The following is a 19270-nucleotide window of genomic DNA, read 5'->3' as shown; positions in this document are numbered from 1 at the left end:
GTTTTTTCCTACTTCCGTCATATCGGGATATCGCAACATGAGCATCAAGGTTTTGAAGTCGCTGGCCGCGTTCGCGTTGGGCGCCGCCGTTTTCGCCCAGCCCGCGCTGGCTCAGGACAAGCCCCTGAAGGTCGGCGTCACCGCCGGCCCGCACGCCCAGATCTTTGATGTGGTCAAGGCCGAAGCCGCCAAGCAGGGCCTGAACCTGCAGGTCATCGAGTTCTCGGACTACGTGCAGCCCAACGTGGCGCTCGCCGCGGGCGACCTGGACCTGAACAGCTACCAGCACCAGCCCTACCTGGACAACGCCAACGCTGATCGCGGCTACAAGCTGGTCAGCATCGCCAAGACCGTGATCTTCCCGATCGGCATCTACAGCAAGAAGATCAAGTCGCTGTCCGAACTGAAGGAAGGCGCCCGCATCGCGCTGCCGAACGACCCGACCAACGGCGGCCGCGCGCTGCTGCTGCTGCAGGCCAATGGTCTGATCAAGCTGCGTCCGGAAGCGGGCCTGAAGGCCACGCCGATCGACGTGGTCGAAAACCCCAAGAAGCTGCGCTTCATCGAACTGGACGCCGCCCAATTGCCGCGTTCGCTGGACGACACCGACGCCTCGGCCGTGAACACCAACTTCGCGCTGGAAGCCGGCCTGAACCCGACCAAGGATGCTATCGCCCAGGAATCGCCCGATTCGCCGTACGCCAACGTGCTGGTCGTGCGTGAAAAGGACAAGGACCGTCCCGAGTTCGCCAAGCTGGTCTCGATCTATCACAGCCCCGCTGTGAAGGAATTCATCCAGACCAAGTTCAAGGGCGCCGTGGTGGCCGCCTGGTAATCCAGGAGCTGGACGCGTTCTGAAGACGGCCGCCGCGAGCGGCCGTTTTTTTGGCGGGTTGTGGCGGCGGGATGCGGACAGACCGCGCCTGCAACACGACCGGCTGTCATTTTTTGACAAGCCCATCGAAATCCGCCATAATTTCGGGCTTCGGTCGGGTTGTTAGCTCAGTCGGTAGAGCAGCGGACTTTTAATCCGTTGGTCGCGAGTTCGAGTCTCGCACAACCCACCACCCCAATTCGCAGGACATTGTTAACGCCGCTATTCATAGCGGCGTTTTTGCGTTTGGGTCCAAGCGCCCTTGGCGTCAAGGGTCAGCGGCCGGCTATAGACCGCGCCTTACGCAGGTACTCGGTAATTTCTGCTTCCGGCACCGCGCGCGAAAACAAAAAGCCCTGCAATTCATCGCAGCCCGCAGCGCGCAGAAAATCGCGCTGCGCAGGCGTCTCGACCCCTTCAGCGTTGATCGTCAGTCCCATTGACCGTCCCAGCATCACGACCGCATTCACGATGGCGGTCGAATCGCTGCCTTCGCCGATATTGGCCACGAAGCTGCGGTCGATCTTGATCTTGTCGACCGCGAACCGCTGCAGGTAGCTCAGGCTGGAATAGCCGGTTCCAAAATCGTCCAGCGCTATCCGGAATCCCGCGGCGCGCAGTGTGGCGATCGCTTTCTGCACCCGGCCATCGTCTTCAATGAACACGCCTTCAGTGACCTCCAGTTCGATCTGCGCGGGGTCCACGCCCGCGCGTTGCACGAGGTCGATGACGCGCTCCGCGAACCCTTGGCCGCGAAACTGCACGGGCGACAGGTTCACGGCGATGGACAGGCCCGGCCATTGCAACGCGGCGTGGCAGGCTTCCTTCAGTACCCATTCGCCCAGCGGCACGATCAGCCCCGTGGACTCGGCCACCGGCACGAAGATCTGCGGCGACACCGGGCCCTTGCCCGGATGGTTCCATCGCACCAGCGCCTCCACGCCCACCAGCTGTTGCGTGCTGCTGTCGATCTGCGGCTGGAAATGGACCTGGAGCTGGCCGCTGTCAGCCAGCGCGCGGCGCAGGTCTTCCTCGATCACCGCCTTGGCCTTCAGCGTGTCGTCCATGTCGGGGGCGAAGAAGCTGTACTGGTTCCTGCCCAGCTCCTTCGCGCGATACAGCGCGATGTCGGCCTTGCGCAGCAGCTCGCTGCGCGTCGTGCCGTCACGCGGGGCCATCGACGCGCCGATGCTGGCGCCCACGAAGGCCCGGCCGCCCAGCAGGTCGAAGGGCTCGCGCACCTCCGCGAGGATGCGTTGCAGCAGCTCGGTCGCGCCAGCTTCGGTCGCGTTCTGCATCAGCACGGCGAACTCGTCTCCGCCCAGCCGCGCGACCGCATCGTCCGGCCCGAGGATGAGCTTGACCCGTCTTGCGAACTCTTCGATGAGCGCGTCGCCCGCGGCGTGGCCCCACGTGTCGTTGACCTGCTTGAAATGGTCCAGGTCCAGCAGCAGCACCGCACAGCACGCATCGGGCCGGCGGCGGACCAGCGCCTGGTCCACGCAGGTATTGAAATAGGCGCGGTTAGGCAGTCCGGTCAGCACGTCGTGAAAGGCGAGATGCTGCGCGTGCGCTTCGCTGGCCTTCAGTTCGACATGGGCCGTCCGTAGTGCGCTCAGGTGCGCCTGTTGCTGGCGCAGCAGGCGATAGGTGCGCAGCGCCAGCCATGCGACAAGGATGAAGGCGCTGGCGAGCATGGCGGCCACGGCGGGCAGCATCGAGCGCCAAAGTTCGGAGCCGGGCAGGTCGGGCCGCCACATCAGATAGCCGAGCAACGCGCCATCGGACGACAGCAGGGGCTCTTCGCGCTCGTGCACTCCATCGTGACGCGTGCGCACGGGATGATAATGAAGCCCGTCTATCAGGTTGTCTCGTGCGAACGAGCGCAGGAAATCCCCGTCGACGAATCTGACGCTCACGAGCAGATTGGGCGTCTCGACCGCCGGGGTATCGAGGTTGGGCGGAAAGCGCGCGACGCGCATCACGCTCACCACCGCAGGCCTTTGCCCGATGGTTGCGAGGTCGGTGGCATGCACGGCGGCAGCCGTCGTGCGCACCGACGAATTGGTGGAGGGAGGCTGGCCGGGCAGGCGCTCATGGTCGTTGTTGGGCCGGGTGTCCTGTCCGCGAGTCAGCGCGATGAACGGGCGCAGGTCCGGTTCGTACACGGCGTAGCGTTCAGGGGGAACCAGTTCGCCGTGGACATTGCCGAAGCGCACCGTGTTGTCCGGGCCAAGGATGAACACCAGATCCTGTTCGAACAGCCGATGCAGAAAGGCCCCCACGTTGTCGTCGAGCCAGGCCTGGTCGGGCGCGGGCTTGGCCAGTTCATCGGCCAGCATGTCCCAGATGGCGACGGCTTCCTGCGCCTGCGCCACGTCGTCCAGCGTGTTGCTGATTGCCTGCTGCAGCTCCTTGCTCTGGCGCATCGCCGCCATATCGTCGCTTTTGTCGACGGACAGGTGCAGCGAGAACAGCATTGCCGCCAGAAAACCGACAAAGGCGATCAGCAGCAGGACGAGAAGTCCGCCAGCGGAACGGGGAAGCGGCCCTTCATTTATTCTCATGCCGGTACAGCTCCGTGTTGTTGGGGCGATCAACAGACGGATCAGATGCGCTTCGAGGCCGCGTGCCGGCGCGGCAGGATTCGAAGAGGCACGTGATCGATCCGCACGCTGACGCGGTCGTCGACGATTCCGGTGCCGGGCAGACATCGGGCGCCGCAATTCGCGTGCCTGCGCCGCGCGGTGAGAGCGTTTGGCGGCGCCGGGGGCGTGTGGATGCAGCCCGGCATGGCGCTTGCTGCATGACGGGGTTGCCATTCACTGCGATCCCTCGCGGATCGAAATCACCCGATGGACCTTGCGCAAGCGCCAAACCCGGCTGACGATCCGTCGCTGCCGCCATCCCCCCTCGTTGTGATCTCCCCGCATCTGGATGACGCCGTCCTGAGTTGCGCTGGCCTGTTAGCGGCGCGGCCGGGCAGCACGGTCGTGACGGTTTTTACCGCGCGGGCGCCCGCGCAGCATCCGCTGACCGACTGGGACCGCCGATGCGGGTTCGACAGCGCGGACGCCGCGATGACGTGCCGGCTGGCCGAAGACAGGGAGGCGCTTGGCATCGTGGGGGCAGTGGGGCGGGAGCTCGGCTTTCTGGACTGTCAGTACACCGCGACGGCGGATCAGGATGGACCGCAGATCACCGAACGCCTGTTTCACCTGCTGGCGAGCTTGGCGCCCGCGAGCGTGGCGATGCCGCTGGGCGTTTTCCATTGCGACCACGAGCGCGTCAGCGACGCCGCCCTCATGATCCGCGCCGCGTTGCCCGGCGTTGCCTGGTTCGGCTACGAGGATGTGCCGCACTGCGAGCGGCCCGGCGTCGTGCAGGCCCGGCTGTCGCAACTGCTCGCGCGGGGCGTCATGGCCACGCCCGTTCGTCTGACCGTGGATGCGGCAAGCAAGGCGCGCGCCATCCAGGCCTACGCGTCGCAGCTCAAGGGGTTGGAGAGCACCGCCCTGGAATTGGCAGTGCATGAAACGTACTGGCGGTTGACGAACGGCGCGGCGGATACGGATTGAAGTGCGATAGCGCTGCGCGCGCTCATGAGCTGGCTGCGGAAAGGGCGGGCGTTGAGCCAGCGGGGCAGTCTCGATGCGGGTGCGTCGGCTCAAACGGACGAGACAGCGAGTGGTGTGAAATGTCCGTTTACATGTAGCGTGTAACGTCTAAAATCGGGACGCTTCCACGCCGGCTGCCTGATGGCGGCCCCGCCTCTCGCGTTGCGCCGTGTTTTCTGGCGCTCATCACCGTGCAACCTGCCATCGGCCCGATTCCCGCTCCTCCGCCGCAAGGTTCCGTGTATGCCGCCCGCATCCATCAGGTGCAGGTGGACGCGCTGCGCCGGATGTTTCCCTTCGCGCTGGCTGGCTCACTGATCACCGCCTGCTTCTCGGTCTTTGCGCTGCTGGACGTGCTGCCCCGTCAGCAGATCCTGCTGTGGATTGCCGTCACGCTGGTGGTCGGCGCATTGCGCCTGGGTGCCATGCTGGCCTACGACCGGCGCCGTGCCGACCCGGCCGCCGCTCGGATCTGGGTGCGGCGCATGCTGGTGGGCAACCTGTGTTCGGGCATCCTGTGGGGCTTGCCGTTCGCCTACTGGACGTTCATCGTTCCGCTGGAATACCAGCTCTTTTTCATCGTCATCCTGTTCGGGCTGGGCACCGGCGCCATCTACTCGAACTACATGATGTTGCCGGTCATGTACGCGTTCGAGATCCCCGCCTTCGCGCCCATGTTCATCGCGCTGGCGGCGCAGCCGTCCGCCATTCACCTGGCGCTGGTCACCAGCGGGCTGGCCTATCTGGTCGCCACCCTGGCGTTTATCCACCGCATGAACCGCACGCATCTGGACGCCTTGCGGCTGGGCTATGAAAACCTGGCGCTGCTGGAACAGGTGCGCCAGGAGAAGGCGGCCGCAGAACGCAGCGACGTGGAAAAGTCGCGCTTCCTTGCCGCAGCCAGTCACGACCTGCGTCAGCCGGTGCACGCGGTCAACCTGTTCCTGGGGCTGCTCACGAACGAGCGCCTGTCGCGGCATGGCCGCTATCTGGTCGACAACATCGCCAGCGCGATGGCGGCGATGGGCCAGCTGTTCGACGCGCTTTTGAACCTGTCCCGGCTGGATGCCGGCGTCATCGAGACGCGCGTCGAGGCCTTTGCCCTGCAGCCGCTGCTTGAGCGCTTGCGGGCGGAATACGCGCCCCAGGCGGCCGAGAAGGGCATCACGGTGCGGGTGCGGGCCTGCGCGGTCAGCGTGCGATCGGATCCCATCCTGCTTGAACGCATTCTGCGCAACCTGATCAGCAACGCCATCACGCACACGGCGGGCGGGCGAGTGCTGATCGGATGCCGGCGCGCCGGCGGGCGGCTGCGGATCGAGGTCTGGGACAACGGCCCGGGCATTCCGAAGCCGGAGCAGGAACGCGTGTTCTGGGAATTCCATCAATTGGGCAACCCCGAACGCGATCGCAGCAAAGGCTTGGGACTGGGGCTTGCCATCGTGCGCCGTACGGCGCGGCTGCTGGGGCACGAGCTGTCGCTGCGCTCGCAGGTGGGGCGCGGCACCGTCTTTGCCCTGACGGCGCCTATCGCGGAACGTGCAGCGTCGGAGCCGCCTGTGCGTGACCCGGAGCCCGGCATGCCGCAGGTGACCGCGTCCAGCGGCGGCCTGGAAGGCACGCTGGTTCTGCTGGTGGACGACGATCCGCAGAATCTGGCGGGCCTGTCCATGCTGTTCGAGAGCTGGGGCTGCCGCGTCATCGCCGCCACCAGCGGCAATGCGCTGCTCGAGCGCGTGCTGCCGTTGGCCGAAAGCCCCGCGCTCATCATCAGCGACTACCGCCTGCGCGACCACGAGACGGGCATCCATGTCATTGAAAGGCTGCGCGAGGAATACAACGATCCGGACCTGCCGGCCTTGATGGTCAGCGGCGACACGGATCCGGCCCGGCTGTCCGAGGCCGCCGCCCGCGGGGTGCCGCTGCTGCACAAGCCCGTGCAGGTCCAGGCACTGCGCGAGCGCGTGGCCGGACTGCTTCAGGCCACCCCTGTTCACCCCCTGACCGGAGACGCCGAATGACGGCAGTGCTATTGATTGACGACCATGCCATGTTCCGCGAAGCACTGGTCATGGCGCTTGACGATGCGCTGCCCGACGTGACCATCCACCCGGCGGCCAGCGGGCAGGAGGCGCTGGAGGTGCTGGACCAGCACGACGCCATCCGCAACGTCATCATGGATTTCTATCTGCCCGACATCGCGGGCGCGGATCTGCTCAAGCGCCTGCGGCAGCGGCGGGCGCAACTGCGCGTGCTGGTGCTGTCGGCGTCGCAGGATCCCGAGGACCGGCGCCGCGCCATGGACGCGGGGGCGCAGGGATTCATGAACAAGTCCGCCAGCTGCCAGGAACTGGCGGCCGCGCTGCTGGCGATTGACGAAGCGCCGGCGCGGGTCATGCACGCTGCGTCCGCCACCGGCAGTGCCGGCGCCGCGCAGGACGAGGCGGCGCTGCTGCGCGCGCTGACGCCGCGCCAGAGCGAGGTGTTGCGGTTGATGTGCGATGGCCTGCGCAACAAGGAAATCTCGGAACAGCTCAACATGACGGAAAAGACCGTCAAGACGCACGTGTCGGCCATCCTGGGCACGCTTGGGGTGCTGAACCGCACGCAGGCCACGCTGGTGGCGCGGCGCGGCGGCGTGTTCGGCAAGCCGGTCTAGGCCGGGACGACCCTTGCTGCGGCGCATGCGCGCCGGCCGCTGTCCCGGACGACCTTGCCGTTCGCCAGCGCGATTTCCCGCTCGGCCGCGCCGATCGTGTCTGGCCGATGCGCGACGATCACGCGTGTTATCTCAAGCCGCGCGATGGCCGCGTTGACCGCACGTTCCCGGTCGATATCCAGATGGCTGGTCGCTTCGTCCAGGAACAGGACGGCTGGCCGCTTGTACAGCGCGCGCGCCAGCAGCACCCGTTGCTTCTGGCCGCCTGAGAGCACGGTGCCCATGTCCCCCACCAGCGTGTTGTAGCCCATCGGCATGGCGCGGATGTCGTCGTGGATTGCGGCGATCTGCGCACATTGGGCAGCGCGCTCCGGGCTGTACTGCGGATCGAAGAAACTGATGTTCTCGGCGAGGGACCCGGCAAAGAGCGCGTCGTCCTGCAACACGGTGCCCGCCATCCGGCGCAGGCAGGCCGCGCCGGCGCCGCGGGCGGGCACCCCGTCGATCAGCACGTCGCCGTCCGTCGGCACCAGGACGCCGAGCAGGATGTTGATGAGCGTCGACTTGCCGCCGCCCGACGGCCCCGTGATGGCGACGGATTCACCGGGCTCGATCCGGAAGCTGACGCCGTCGAGCACGTAGGGTTCCTGCGGGCTGTAGCGAAAGCGCAGGTTGCGCACCTCGATCACTGGCGGGCGCACAGGCATGTCGTCCGCCTGCGGCATGTCTTCCGGCGGTTCGGGTGACTGGCGCACGATGTCGGCCAGGCGCTCGCCCTGCAGCCTCAGCATCTTCACGTCGACCAGCTTGTCCAGAAGCGCCGCCACGCGCTGGTCGAACAGTGTCTTGTAGACGATAAAGGCGAGCAGGGCGCCCACGGTGAACTGACCGTCCAGCACGAGCCTGGCGCCCAGCCACAGGATGACGATGGACGACAGGCCAAACAGCAGGCCGTTGCAGGTGCGAAAGAACAGCGCCCACTTCTGCGTGCGAAGATCCGCGTTGATCTCGTTGACCAGCAGCGACAGCCACCGCGACCGGCGGTCGTCCTGATGCTGGAAGAGCTTGATCGCCTTCACCCCGCGCACCGTTTCGAGAAAGTGCGTTTGCTCCTTGGCCGCGTGCACGATGTGCGCCTCGGTGGCATTGCGCAGCGGCGTATAGCCGCTCCAGCGCACGATGCCGTAAAGCGCCATGGCGCCCAGCGAGATTCCCGCGAGCGGCGGACTGTAGAGGAACATGAGCACCAGCGTGATGAGCATCACCAGCCCGTCCAGCACGGCTTCCAGGAATGAGGTCGTCAAGGTGCGCTGGATCTCGTCGACGGCCCCAAAGCGCGACACCACATCGCCCAGGTGCCGCTTTTCAAACCAGGCGACCGGCAGACGCAGCAGGTGGGTGAAGACGTTTGTGCGCCATTGCAGGTTCAGCGTCGTGCTCATGACCATCAGCATCCAGCCGCGCGCCACCGAGGTGAGCTGCTTCATCACCATCAGCAGGGCGAAGGCCAGCGCCAAGGTGGTCAACAGGTCGCGGTCGCCCGTGTTCAGCACGTGGTCCACGATCCACTGCAGGAAGAAGGGTTGCACGACCGTCAGGATCTCGAGGGCCAGCGCCAGCAGCAGCACCTGCGAGCATGCCCCGCCCAGGCCGCGGATGCGCCCGGTGAGTTCGCGCAGGCGCACAGGTGCGCTTGCGCGCGTCTCCTGGAACTGCGGCGTTGGCCACAGTTCCAGCGCGACGCCGGTGTAGGACGCCGACAGCGCCGCAAGGGAGCAGGTGCGCTCGCCGCTCGCCGGGTCGATCAGGGTGGCCGAGCGCGCGTTGATGGCTGTCAGCACCACGAAGTGATTGAACTCCCAGTGCAGGATGCAGGGCAGCTTCAGGAGGCCGAGGGCGCCCAGTCCGGCCTTGACGGGACGCGCCGCCAGGCCAAGCTGGCCGGCCACCTGAATCAGCGTGGCGAGCGTCGCGCCTTTCATCGACACCGGAAAGCGCGCGCGCAGGGCCGCGAGGCTCTGGTGGTGGCCGTGATAGCCCGCAATCATCCCCACGCAGGCCAGGCCGCACTCGGCCGCTTCGGTCTGCAGTAGCCCCGGCACGCGCCGCTTGAATCCGAGCGCCAGGCGCTCCAGCGCGCTCATAGCTTTTCCGCCAGGCGCATGGCCGGATCGAACGCCCACTGGTACAGCCGGCGCGTCTGCTGCAGCAAATCGGCCTCCAGCCGCATGCCGGGCCGCAGCGCCAGTTCCTGGCCTTGCGGGCCGTAGGCGGGCGTCTCGATCGCCACCGTGATGCGGTAGACGGCCTCGTCGTCTGGCGTGTTGCGCTTGGCGTCGTCGAGCTGCCATTCGGGCAGGGCGCTGCGCGCCACGTCCTGGACGATGCCGGTCTGCTGGCCAAACGTCTGATAGGGATAGGCGGCCAGACGGATCAGCACCTTGTCGCCCGGCGCCACGAAACCGACCGCGCGGCTGGGCGCCAGCAGTTCGGCCAGCAGGTTCGCGCCGTCCGGAACAATTGTGGCAAGCGGCCGGCGGCTGTCGACCGCCTGGCCGGGATCGGCGGTGGCGGCCGTGACCACGCCCGCGTGGGGCGCGGTCAGGACGATCTGGCGCCGCGCCTCGTTCTGGGTCAGTTCGACCGCCACGGCGGACAATTCCCGGTCCAGTTGCGCCAGCTGGTTCTGATGGCGCAGCGTCAGCTCGGCCAGCGACTGTTCGTGTGTCGCAAGGGTGGTTGCCAGCCCGATGCGGTCGCGCAGCAGCGCTTGCAGCAGGTTGCGCTGGTCCAGGAGTTCAGCGCGCTTCTGATCGGTTTCCTCGGGCGACAGATAACCTTTATCCATCAGTTGCCGATAGCGCTGGGCGCTATCCTGCGCGAGCTTGATGCGTTCGCGCTGGCCAGCGATCTGCTGGTCCATGGCGGCAAGCTGCGCCTTCAGGCTGGCGATGGCGGTGGCCTGGGTGCCGACTTCGCCTTGCTGCAGCAGGGCCGTCTTTTGCCGGGCCTCGTGCAAACTGTCGTGGCGCTGCCGTATCTGCATGCTGATCGCCTGATGCGTGTCGCCCAACGCGCTTTGCTGGTCGCCCGATACGACATACAGCACCTCACCGGCGGCCACGTGCTGGCCTTCCTGCACGCGGCGCTCGAGCACGATGCCCGGTTGCGGCACGTACAGCTTGAGCAGTCCCGCGTCCGGGGCAAGTTGGCCGCTGACGGTCGCGCGCTTGGTATAGGTGCCGAACGCCAGGAACAGGCAGACGGCCAGCACGAAGCCCGCCAGAACGGTCGTCGCAAGGGCGAAGGACACCGGCCGGATCAGGACGATGTCGCCCAGGCCGGAGATGCGTTGCGCGGCGAGCGCTTGGTCGCGGTAGAGCGGCACGGATCGGGAACGTGAGAGGCTTCGCGCTGCGGGGACTGTCCGGGCTCGGACGGCCCCCGCAATGCTCGTCAGTCAGTTCAGCTCAAGAAAACCTGTCTGATCCCTGCCGTGCTGGGCATTTGGACATTGGGCTTCGTGGAGAGCTGGGCGTGCGGGTTGTAGGACGAAGCGCCCGTGGAGCGGTTCGGGCCGATTCCGCCGCTGACCTGGTTGATCTCGTCGGCGGTCATCGCTTCGATGCGGAACTCCGCGTTGCCTTGCTGAACCTGCTGTTCCACTTTTTCCATTGCTATCTCCTGCTGCATGCCGGCGGAAAAAGCCGCGCCGACGTCGGCTGAGCGCCCCGCGGGCGGATCCAGCCGCGTGTGTCACGCACCTTCAAGGCCGGGGGCTGGTTTGCTCGAGGCGGACAGTAGCAGCGGCCCGGTGCAGGCGCATCGGTCTTTGGTCGTAGATGGCGCGCGGACGCCCGTGATGTCTTTCGCTTTTCAAAGCCATCGCGTATAACTGCCGAACGATATGTGCGCCGCAACATGGTTCATATCGCAGTTATCTGATCGCAAGCTCCCTCAGCCTCCCGCAAGGAGTACCGCCGTGGCCCGATCCAAAGCGTCGCCGACTGACCGCGATCCCCTGTTGATCGACCTGGCGCTGCAGGGCGGCGGCGCCCACGGCGCATTCACCTGGGGCGTGCTGGACCGGCTGCTCGAAGAATCCTGGCTTGGCATTGACGGCATCTCGGGCACCTCTGCCGGTGCCATGAATGCCGCGGTGCTGGTGCTGGGGCATGCACGGGGGGGCGCCGACGGCGCCCGTGCGGCGCTGGAAGACTTCTGGCGCCGCGTGTCCGACGCCGCGCGCTACAGCCCTTTTCGCCGCAGTCCGCTCGATATCCTGATGGGTTCCTGGTCGCTGGATCATTCGCCCATGTTCATCGCCTTCGACCTGGCGTCGCGGGTGTTTTCGCCCTATGACCTCAGCGCTGCGGCCAATCCGCTGGCCGCCATCCTGCAGGAAGTCATCGATTTCGATGAACTGGCGCGCGCGCCCATCCATCTGTTCATCACGGCGACCAATGCGCGTACGGGGCGCGGTCGGGTGTTCAAGAATGCCGAGGTGAATGCCGACGTGCTGCTGGCCTCGGCCTGCCTGCCGACCATGTTCCGGGCGGTGATGATCGACGGCGACCCGTATTGGGACGGCGGCTACAGCGGTAATCCCACGATCACGCCGCTGGTGCGGGAATGCCAGTCGCACGACACGATCCTGGTGCAGATCAATCCGGTCGAACGCCCCGGGTTGCCCAGCAGCGCCCGCGAGATCATGAACCGGCTGAACGAAGTCACGTTCAACGCGTCGCTGCTGAAAGAGCTGCGCATGATTGCGCTGCTGCGGCAGGTGGCCGACCCCGGCAATGGCGAGGGCAGGATGTGGGCGGACATGCGCATCCATCGCGTCTCGTCCGATCTGATGGTGGAACTGGGCTATTCCTCCAAGCTCAACGCCGAATGGCCATTCCTGTGCATGCTGCGCGACGAGGGCAGGAAGGCAGCCGACCGCTTCCTGGCCGAACATGGCGATGACCTGGGCAAGCGGTCATCGCTGGACATCGACGAACTGCTGGGCGAGGTCTGACCATGGGACTTTTCGGCATCCTGCTCGCGCTGGTATTACTGATCGGGCTGGCCTACCGCGGCTGGAGCATCCTGCTGCTGGCGCCGGCGGCGGCCATGGTGACGGCGGCCGCGGCGGGAGAGCCGCTGCTGGCGCATTGGACGCAGACGTTCATGGGCGGCGCGGCCGGATTCGTGGCCCAGTTCTTTCCGTTGTTTCTACTGGGGGCGCTGTTTGGCAAGTTGATGGCCGACAGCGGGTCGGTCACCGCGATTGCCGACGCGATGACGCGCAAGCTCGGCGCGCGGCGCGCGATCCTGGCGGTGGTGCTGGCCGGCGCCATCGTCACCTACGGCGGCGTCAGCCTGTTCGTGGCGTTTTTCGTGCTGGCGCCCATGGCGCACGCGCTTTTCAAGTCGGCCGGGATTCCGGTGCGCCTGATGCCCGCGGCCATCCTGCTCGGCACATCCACCTTCACGATGTCCGCTTTGCCTGGTACGCCCGCCGTGCAGAACGCGATTCCCATGCCGTTCTTTGCGACCACGCCGTTCGCCGCGCCCGGACTGGGCATTATCGCCAGCGCGATCATGCTGGGTTTCGGACTGTGGTGGCTGAGCCGGGCGGAAGCGTCAGCCCGGCGCGCGGGCGAGGGCTATGTGGCGCCCGCGGGCATGGCCGCCGACGTGTCTGACGATGTCCTGGTGCGCGAGCGCGCCACGGTCGCGCGCGAGTTCGATCCGGCCGAAATGCACCACGGCCAGCGCAGCCCCGACGCGCCGTCCACGCTGGTGGCCGCGACGCCGCTCGTGGTCGTCATCCTGGTCAACCTGTTCATGACGCTGGTGGTCCTGCCGCGCATGGACACCGCCTGGCTGGCCGAGGCGCGCTGGGGCGGCACCAGCCTGGCCGCGGTGGGTGGGGTCTGGTCGGTGATCACCGCGCTGTTGGCCGCGATTGCCGTGCTGGTGGTGTTGAACTTCCGGCGCCTGCCGTCGCTGCGCGACACCATGGACGCGGGCGTGAACGCGTCGGCGCTGCCCCTGCTTAGCGTGGCAAGCCTGGTGGGATTCGGCGCCGTGGTTGCGTCGCTGCCGTCATTTGCCGCGGTGCGCGATTGGGTGCTGTCGATCGAAGGCGGGCCGCTGGTATCGCTCGCGGTGGCGACCAACGTGCTGGCTGCGCTGACCGGGTCGGCGTCGGGCGGCTTGACCATCGCCCTGCAATCGCTGGCCGCGACGTACATGGAGCTGGCCCAGACGCTGGGCATCGATCCGGCGCTGATGCACCGCGTCTCGGTGATCGGCGCGGGCACGCTGGACAGCCTGCCGCACAACGGCGCCGTGGTGACGCTGCTGGCGGTGTGCGGGTCAACGCACCGCGAGGGCTACATGAACATCGTCGTGGTGGGCATCGTGGGACCCATCATCGGGCTGGCCGCCGTCATTGCGCTGGGCAGCGCGCTGGGGTCTTTCTGATGGGCGAACGCTCAGGACAGCGTGCGCGCGGGCAGCGCCGCCGACAGGTCGTTCAGACTGAGACCGCAGCACCGCGCCCGCTCGGCCAGCGTTTCGCTCTGCGCCAGCGCGCGGCTGCTTTCGTCCAGCAGCACGTCCAGCTGCTCTTGCGGCGTGGCGGCCATCGCCCACGCGCGCTCGGCGAAGCGGATGGCGAACTGGTCCACACAGGTTTTGCAGATGGCCGCGCCGTTCTGTTCGAGCAGCGGCGCGCCCTGCGCGAGCGTCGATTGGCAAAACAGACAGGCGAGGGCGTGGTTCATGCGTCGGGCGGCCGGTGCGAATTGTTCGAAGGCGGCCGCGCGGATGGCGGCGCTTGTCATTGAACAACGGCCGCGCACGCCCAGTCTTAAATCGCGATCCGGCCCCTTAATCGACGTTGAAGCCGCCCGGGCCCGCCTGCCCGAGCAGTTCGCGGGCGCATTGGACCGCTTCGCCCGGCGTCGCGACCGCCAGGAACGGCAGGCCGAAGGCGCGGGCCATCTTTTCGCCGCGCTTGCGCAGCTTGTCCAGCGCGTCGGTATCGCGCTCGACGGCGATGAATGCCCGGCAGCGTGCCCGCAGACGCGGCATGTTGGCCGTCTGCCATTCGATCATCGCCTTGCGGTCCTCGTGCGCGGCCTCGTGGCGGGTATCGGGCACCACCATGACGAAGCTGCGCGGGTTGTCCACCAGCAGCTCCATCTCGCGAATCCACGAGGCCGAGTAGCCTAGCGGCGCGCCGCCATGGCGGGCGGTCACGATGGGAAATTGCGACAGGTCGTGGAAGAAAAACTGATCGTGGTTCATTCGAAGGCTCCGTGGGGCAGGGCGGGATCGTCCTTGGCGCAGCCGCAGCTGCCGTATAGCACCAGGCTGTAGGAATCCAGCTCGAAGCCGCTGCGCCGCGCGATCTTCCTGACCAGTTGCGCCATGGCGGGATCGCTGGATTCCCGGATCTGTCCGCAACGCGTGCAGACCAGGTGGTCGTGATGGCCCTTGTCGCTCAGTTCGAACACATTGGTGTGCGTATCGAGCTGGGTGCGTTTGAGCAGTCCGGCGTGCTCAAGTTGCGTGATCACCCGGTAAACCGTGGCCAGGCCGATATTGCTGTGATCCGAGATGAGGCGGCGGTAGATATCCGCGGCGCTCATGTGCTGGTCTGCGTGGCGGTAGAAGATGTCCAGGATCTTCATCCGCGGGAAAGTGGCTTTGATGCCGGCGTCGCGCAGCCGTGTGTGGTCCATGTCGATTCTCCATCAGGGGGGCTGATACCCGGTTGATGAGAATGATGTACATTTTCAAATGGACCCGCTAACGGGAACCCGTCAACCTGTACCTCAAACCTGCCAACCATGCTTCAAGCGGCTGCCGCTTCCTCTATGCCCGACGTCCTGCTGACGCCGTTCAGCCTGCGCAGGCGGCGGGAGTCCAAGGGCATTTCCGTGCCTGCGCACACCCACGCCGAGGGCATGCTGGTGCTGGTCCACGAAGGGCTGGTGATGGTGCAGTCCGGCGAGCGCGTGCTGACGGTGCTGCCCGGCAGCCTGGGGTGGATTCCGCCCGGCGTGCAGCACGGGGCGCGCTGGTTTGGCGAGGCGCGCGGGTCATTCCTGCACGTGCATCCGGACATCTGCGGGCGCCTGCCGGCGAACTGCCGGGCGTGGCCGTCTTCCCGGCTGATCGAGGCGCTGGTCGAACGTTTTACGGAAGGCATGTGGCAGGATGCGACGCCGTCTTACCACGCGCAGTTGTTCGACGTGCTGCTGGAGGAACTGCGGCAGCGCACATCCGATGCCACCGCGCCGCTGCCGATGCCGGCCGATCCGCGCCTGCAGGATCTGGCCAACACGCTGCTGGACACGCCGGACGATACGGCGGGCATTGAGGAATGGGCGCAGCGGCTGAATATGTCGTCGCGCACGTTGATGCGCCGTTTTCGTCAGGAGACCGGCGTCACGCTGGGGCAGTGGCGCCAGCAGGCCCGGCTGCTGCGGGCGCTGGAAATGCTGTTCAGGGGCGGATCGGTCACCCAGGCCGCGTTGTCGGTCGGGTATGAAAGCACCAGCGCGTTCATTGGAAGCTTCCGCACGGCGTTCGGCATGACGCCGACGCGGTATCTGGCGGATCGCGGTTAGGGGTTGAACGCGGTCAGGCGTGCCACGCAGTCAGGGAGCAGCGCAGTCAGGGGGCCACGCAGTCGGGGGGCCACGCAGTCGGGGGCAGCGCAGTCGGGGGCAGCGCAGTCAGGCGGCGGCAGGCTGGTCCGGATGCAACGGGCCTTCCGGGTCGTTTTCCGCGTCCGGCCGGGGCGGTACCGGCGTCAAGCCGAGCGACAGCCGCAGGCGCTGGCAATCCGGATTGGGCGAGCCGTCCGGCATCCAGATGTCGAACTCGCGGCACGGCGTGGGACGGCTCTCGTAGATGTCGCAGTGGATGCCGGGCTTGCCCAGCTCGCCGCGCAGTGAAATGCAGCGTCCGCCGCCCATTTCCGTGCCCTTCATGCAGGCCCGCAGCGGGCTCATCTGGGTGACCAGGTCCAGCGGCACGTGGCCGCCGTTTTCGCCGGCCAGTTCCCCGACGTAAAACGACACGCGAAAATGCGCGCAGCAGGCGCCGCAGTCCAGGCAGGGATTGGCGGACGGGTCGTCGCCGGCCAGCACCGCGGGCGAGACAAACGAGACGAGCGAGGTCAGTGGCAGGGACATGGGCGTAGGTCCGAAGGCCGGAAATATTATCTGGATTTGCGTTGCGGCCGCTACGACTTTTTTCAGGGACATTGCAGGAGTAGCATCGGTACCCTGTCAGTCCCGAGGAGCGCTTTCTTGTCCGCAAAAACCGATTTTCCAGATGGCCTGGCCCGTTGCGGCTGGGTGGACACGTCGGCCGAATACATGGCCTATCACGACACCGAATGGGGCCGCCCCGAAGGCGACGATCGCGCGCTGTTCGAACAGCTCTGCCTGGAAGGTTTCCAGTCCGGACTCAGCTGGCGCACCATCCTGAACAAGCGCGAGGCCTTCCGCCGCGGTTTCGCCAACTTCGATCCCGCCAGGCTCGCAACCTTTGGCGAACCGGAAGTCCAGGCGCTGCTGGCGGATGCGGGCATCGTGCGCCATCGCGGCAAGATCGAAGCCATGATCAACAACGCGGCCCGGGCACTGGAAATGATCGACCGCGAAGGATCGTTGGCCGCGTATTTCTGGCGCTTCGAAGCGCCGCCCGCCAAGGGGTCCACCTACGGCGCCTCAACGTCGGAACAGTCCGAAGCCCTGTCCAAGGCGCTCAAGAAGCTGGGCTGGAAATTCGTGGGGCCCACCACGGTCTACGCCTTCATGCAGTCCGTGGGCATGGTCAATGACCACAGCCCGGGCTGTCATTGCCACGCGATCATCGAGAAAAAGCGCAAGGCGTTTGTGCGGCCGTTTGTGCGTCCGCCCGTGCGTCCGCCCGTGCGTCCGCCCGTGCGGCCAGCCGGCTGACGCCTTGTACTGAACGGCCCGCGTCAGGCGGCGCGGCCGTTCTCCTGCCCGGTCTGTACCGGCGCCTGCCCCGGCAGGCTGTAACGCCCCTCGCGGTAAGCCCAGCTTGGCCACAACGCGTGCGCCAGCGCCTCGGTCGCCAGTTCGGGGTTCAGCGGCGCGGGGGCGTAGTCCTCGGGCGCGGTGTAGCGGTATTGCACCGCCGTCTTGTTGGGCGCCAGCACCAGCAGATCGTCGCCCTTCAGATAGCCGTAGGTGCTGTCGTACTGCATGATCGCGCGTCCCGGCGTGCTGCGCGTAAGGTCGTGCCCGATCATCGGATGCTCGGTATCCACGCCGATCAGCGACAGCAGCGTCGGCGGCAGGTCGATCTGGCTGACCAGGCGGTCGTCGCGCCGCGCCTCGATGCCGGCGCCCAGGATCACGGCCGGGATATGAAAGTGGCGCACCGGCACCAGGCTGGCGCCAAACACCCGCGAATCGTGGTCCGCCGCCACCAGGAAGACAGTGTTCTCCCAATACGGCGACGCCTTCGCCTTCTCGAAGAACCGGCCCAGCGCCCAGTCGGCATAGCGCACCGTGTTCTCGACCGTGGCGGGATTGCCGTCGGTCTCGATGCGGCCCGCCGGATACTCCCACGGCGTGTGGTTGGACACACTGAACGCCAGGGTGAAGGTAGGCAGGTCGCCGTCTTCGCGCAGCAGGCGGTCCAGCTGGTTGAACATGTCCTCGTCCGAGGCCCCCCAGGTGCCGACGAATGCCGGGTCGACAAAATCGGCCCGGTCGACAATCTGCTTGAAACCGTTGCCCAGGAAGAAGCCCTTCATGTTGTCGAAGTGCGACTCGCCGCCATAGATGAAGCGCGAGTGATAACCGTGGCGTCCCAGCAGATCCGCCAGCGAGAAGAACCCGCGCTGCGAGCGCGGCAGCTTCAGCACCGCCTGCGCGGGGGTGGGAAGAAAGCCGGTGGTCACGGCCTCCAGGCCGCGCACCGAACGGGTGCCGGTGGCGTAGGCGCGCGTGAAGGACCAGGCGTCGCGCGCCAGCGCATCCAGTTCCGGCGTCAGGTTGGCGCCGCCCAGCGCTGCGCTGTACTGCGCGCCCAGGCTTTCTTCAAGAATGATGACCAGGTTGAGCGGGCGGTGCGTCTTGCGGGTGGCCGGCTGGCGGTGCAGGCTGGGGTAATCGGGGTTCGGCGGCGGATACGGCAGTCCGGACTGCGCCAGCACCAGGGCGTGCATCTTGTCGTCGTCCATGCCGCCATACACGGCGGAGGCCGACTTTTCGTTCTTCATGCTGTAGACCGCGTAGAACACGTTGTACAGCGAGTTCAACGCCAGGGTATTGAGCATCCCGTCGGAGCTATAGGCCACCGAAGACGGGTTGATCGGACGGTGGCTCAGCGTGCCGCGGATGGCCAGGATCACCACGGCCAGGATCGCCACGCTGGCAAGCGGCATCTGCCACCACGTCAAAGGCGCGTCGGGACGCGCGTGGCCCAGCAAGGTCCAGGCGGCCCAGCCGATGAGCGCCAGCGCGCCCAGCCCGCCCAGCAGCGCGCCCTTGTAACCGCGCCACAGCATTCCGGAAACCTCGCGCGGATGCTTCAGGTATTCGACAAACAGGCGGTTGGGACGGGAGTCGTATTCGATGATGAAGGGCGGCGTCGCCACTTCCAGGAACGCCAGCAGCACGAACGCCACCAGATACCAGCCGGCGGCCAGGTTTGCCGCCAAGGGAATGTGACCGAAAAGCGGCGACAGGACGGCCGGCAGCGCCGCCAGCACCGCAATCTGATGCGCGTCGATGCGCAGTCCCCGCAGCAGCAAGGGCGCGAGACCGCCGGCATTGCGCACGCGCTGCCATTGCCACAGCGCAAGCGCCAGACGGCTGAGCGTCAGCAGCGCGAACGCCGCCAACACGAAAATCAAGGTTGAATGCCGCATCGGGCCTCCAGGTTGTCCTGCTTCACCACCCGGCGCGGGCGGATTCGGTCATTTGGCATTGGAACCGCGCCGGGGTCAAAAATTCTGTGAGGGCGTCCTATAAGGCAGTTCTTCGCACGCCCTAGTGGTCTCTGTTTGTAACGGCGGCGCCGGCGCCCGGGCACAGCACTTGCTGCGCAACGCCGCGGACGTTCGTG

Annotated in this window: 16 protein-coding genes, 1 tRNA gene and 1 pseudogene; 9 read left to right on the top strand and 9 right to left on the bottom strand. The window is 66.6% G+C overall.

All coding sequences use genetic code 11. The features are described 5' to 3' along the window. Nucleotides 1-37: 37 nt before the first annotated feature. On the top strand, nucleotides 38-835 hold the full coding sequence (locus HV681_RS24320; RefSeq protein ID WP_175125593.1) for a MetQ/NlpA family ABC transporter substrate-binding protein: 798 nt from the start codon (nucleotides 38-40) through the stop codon (nucleotides 833-835). A 156-nt stretch (nucleotides 836-991) separates the two neighbouring features. Then, nucleotides 992-1067, top strand: a tRNA-Lys gene (locus tag HV681_RS24315). An 82-nt stretch (nucleotides 1068-1149) separates the two neighbouring features. On the opposite strand, the gene HV681_RS24310 is transcribed toward HV681_RS24315, so the two are convergent. After that, complete coding sequence (locus HV681_RS24310; protein WP_175125591.1) at nucleotides 1150-3441, bottom strand: putative bifunctional diguanylate cyclase/phosphodiesterase; 2292 nt, start codon at nucleotides 3439-3441, stop codon at nucleotides 1150-1152. Between the two features lie 288 nt (nucleotides 3442-3729). Here HV681_RS24310 and HV681_RS24305 point away from each other — a divergent pair, with 288 nt between their 5' ends. The 3 genes from HV681_RS24305 (at nucleotide 3730) to HV681_RS24295 (ending at nucleotide 7150) form a co-directional block, all read left to right on the top strand. Then, nucleotides 3730-4452 carry a PIG-L deacetylase family protein gene (locus HV681_RS24305; RefSeq protein WP_175125589.1) on the top strand — a complete coding sequence of 241 codons (723 nt, stop codon included), beginning with the start codon at nucleotides 3730-3732 and terminating at the stop codon, nucleotides 4450-4452. 230 nt (nucleotides 4453-4682) lie between these two features. Next, nucleotides 4683-6512 carry an ATP-binding response regulator gene (locus HV681_RS24300; protein ID WP_175125587.1) on the top strand — a complete coding sequence of 610 codons (1830 nt, stop codon included), beginning with the start codon at nucleotides 4683-4685 and terminating at the stop codon, nucleotides 6510-6512. Next, on the top strand, nucleotides 6509-7150 hold the full coding sequence (locus HV681_RS24295) for a response regulator transcription factor (protein ID WP_175125585.1): 642 nt from the start codon (nucleotides 6509-6511) through the stop codon (nucleotides 7148-7150). Before HV681_RS24300 ends, HV681_RS24295 begins: the two co-directional genes overlap by 4 nt. Here HV681_RS24295 and HV681_RS24290 read toward each other — a convergent pair. The 3 genes and pseudogenes from HV681_RS24290 to HV681_RS24280 all read right to left on the bottom strand — a co-directional run bounded on the left by HV681_RS24290 (nucleotide 7047) and on the right by HV681_RS24280 (nucleotide 10825). Beyond that, nucleotides 7047-9294 (bottom strand): annotated as a pseudogene (locus tag HV681_RS24290) (peptidase domain-containing ABC transporter). The gene HV681_RS24295 and the pseudogene HV681_RS24290 sit on opposite strands and share 104 nt — an antisense overlap. After that, entirely contained in the window at nucleotides 9291-10538 is a 1248-nt protein-coding gene (locus HV681_RS24285) for an HlyD family secretion protein (RefSeq protein WP_175125580.1), read from the bottom strand. The pseudogene HV681_RS24290 and the gene HV681_RS24285 overlap by 4 nt, the downstream one beginning before the upstream one ends. A 77-nt stretch (nucleotides 10539-10615) precedes the next feature. Next, nucleotides 10616-10825 (bottom strand): hypothetical protein, encoded by a 210-nt coding sequence (locus HV681_RS24280; protein WP_175125578.1) that lies wholly within the window; start codon nucleotides 10823-10825, stop codon nucleotides 10616-10618. A gap of 307 nt (nucleotides 10826-11132) precedes the next feature. On the opposite strand from HV681_RS24280, the gene HV681_RS24275 reads away from it, so the two are divergent. Both HV681_RS24275 and HV681_RS24270 read left to right on the top strand, forming a co-directional pair. Next, a complete protein-coding gene (locus HV681_RS24275) occupies nucleotides 11133-12173 on the top strand; it encodes a patatin-like phospholipase family protein (protein ID WP_254595062.1) in 1041 nt (346 codons plus the stop codon). Nucleotides 12174-12175: 2 nt separating this feature from the next. After that, entirely contained in the window at nucleotides 12176-13627 is a 1452-nt protein-coding gene (locus HV681_RS24270; RefSeq protein WP_175125573.1) for a GntP family permease, read from the top strand. 11 nt (nucleotides 13628-13638) lie between these two features. Here HV681_RS24270 and HV681_RS24265 read toward each other — a convergent pair whose 3' ends face one another. The 3 genes from HV681_RS24265 to HV681_RS24255 all read right to left on the bottom strand — a co-directional run bounded on the left by HV681_RS24265 (nucleotide 13639) and on the right by HV681_RS24255 (nucleotide 14892). Next, complete coding sequence (locus tag HV681_RS24265) at nucleotides 13639-13929, bottom strand: ClpX C4-type zinc finger protein (protein ID WP_175125571.1); 291 nt, start codon at nucleotides 13927-13929, stop codon at nucleotides 13639-13641. A gap of 106 nt (nucleotides 13930-14035) precedes the next feature. Then, nucleotides 14036-14455, bottom strand: coding sequence for a hypothetical protein (locus HV681_RS24260; RefSeq protein WP_175125569.1), 420 nt, complete (start codon nucleotides 14453-14455; stop codon nucleotides 14036-14038). Then, on the bottom strand, nucleotides 14452-14892 hold the full coding sequence (locus HV681_RS24255; protein ID WP_175125566.1) for a Fur family transcriptional regulator: 441 nt from the start codon (nucleotides 14890-14892) through the stop codon (nucleotides 14452-14454). Before HV681_RS24255 ends, HV681_RS24260 begins: the two co-directional genes overlap by 4 nt. A gap of 108 nt (nucleotides 14893-15000) precedes the next feature. On the opposite strand from HV681_RS24255, the gene HV681_RS24250 reads away from it, so the two are divergent. Continuing rightward, entirely contained in the window at nucleotides 15001-15783 is a 783-nt protein-coding gene (locus HV681_RS24250) for a helix-turn-helix domain-containing protein (protein ID WP_175125564.1), read from the top strand. Nucleotides 15784-15891: 108 nt separating this feature from the next. Here HV681_RS24250 and HV681_RS24245 read toward each other — a convergent pair whose 3' ends face one another. Next, nucleotides 15892-16353, bottom strand: coding sequence for a YkgJ family cysteine cluster protein (locus HV681_RS24245; protein WP_175125562.1), 462 nt, complete (start codon nucleotides 16351-16353; stop codon nucleotides 15892-15894). 117 nt (nucleotides 16354-16470) lie between these two features. On the opposite strand from HV681_RS24245, the gene HV681_RS24240 reads away from it, so the two are divergent. Further along, nucleotides 16471-17127: a DNA-3-methyladenine glycosylase I gene (locus tag HV681_RS24240; protein WP_175125560.1), complete on the top strand. Its 657-nt coding sequence runs from the start codon at nucleotides 16471-16473 to the stop codon at nucleotides 17125-17127. A gap of 23 nt (nucleotides 17128-17150) precedes the next feature. Here HV681_RS24240 and HV681_RS24235 read toward each other — a convergent pair whose 3' ends face one another. Further along, a complete protein-coding gene (locus tag HV681_RS24235) occupies nucleotides 17151-19073 on the bottom strand; it encodes an LTA synthase family protein (RefSeq protein WP_175125558.1) in 1923 nt (640 codons plus the stop codon). Nucleotides 19074-19270: the final 197 nt, after the last annotated feature.

The organism is Achromobacter animicus, assembly GCF_902859585.1.
Classification (GTDB): Bacteria; Pseudomonadota; Gammaproteobacteria; order Burkholderiales; family Burkholderiaceae_B; genus Achromobacter; species Achromobacter animicus.
This window is presented reverse-complemented; position numbering and strand designations above follow the sequence as displayed.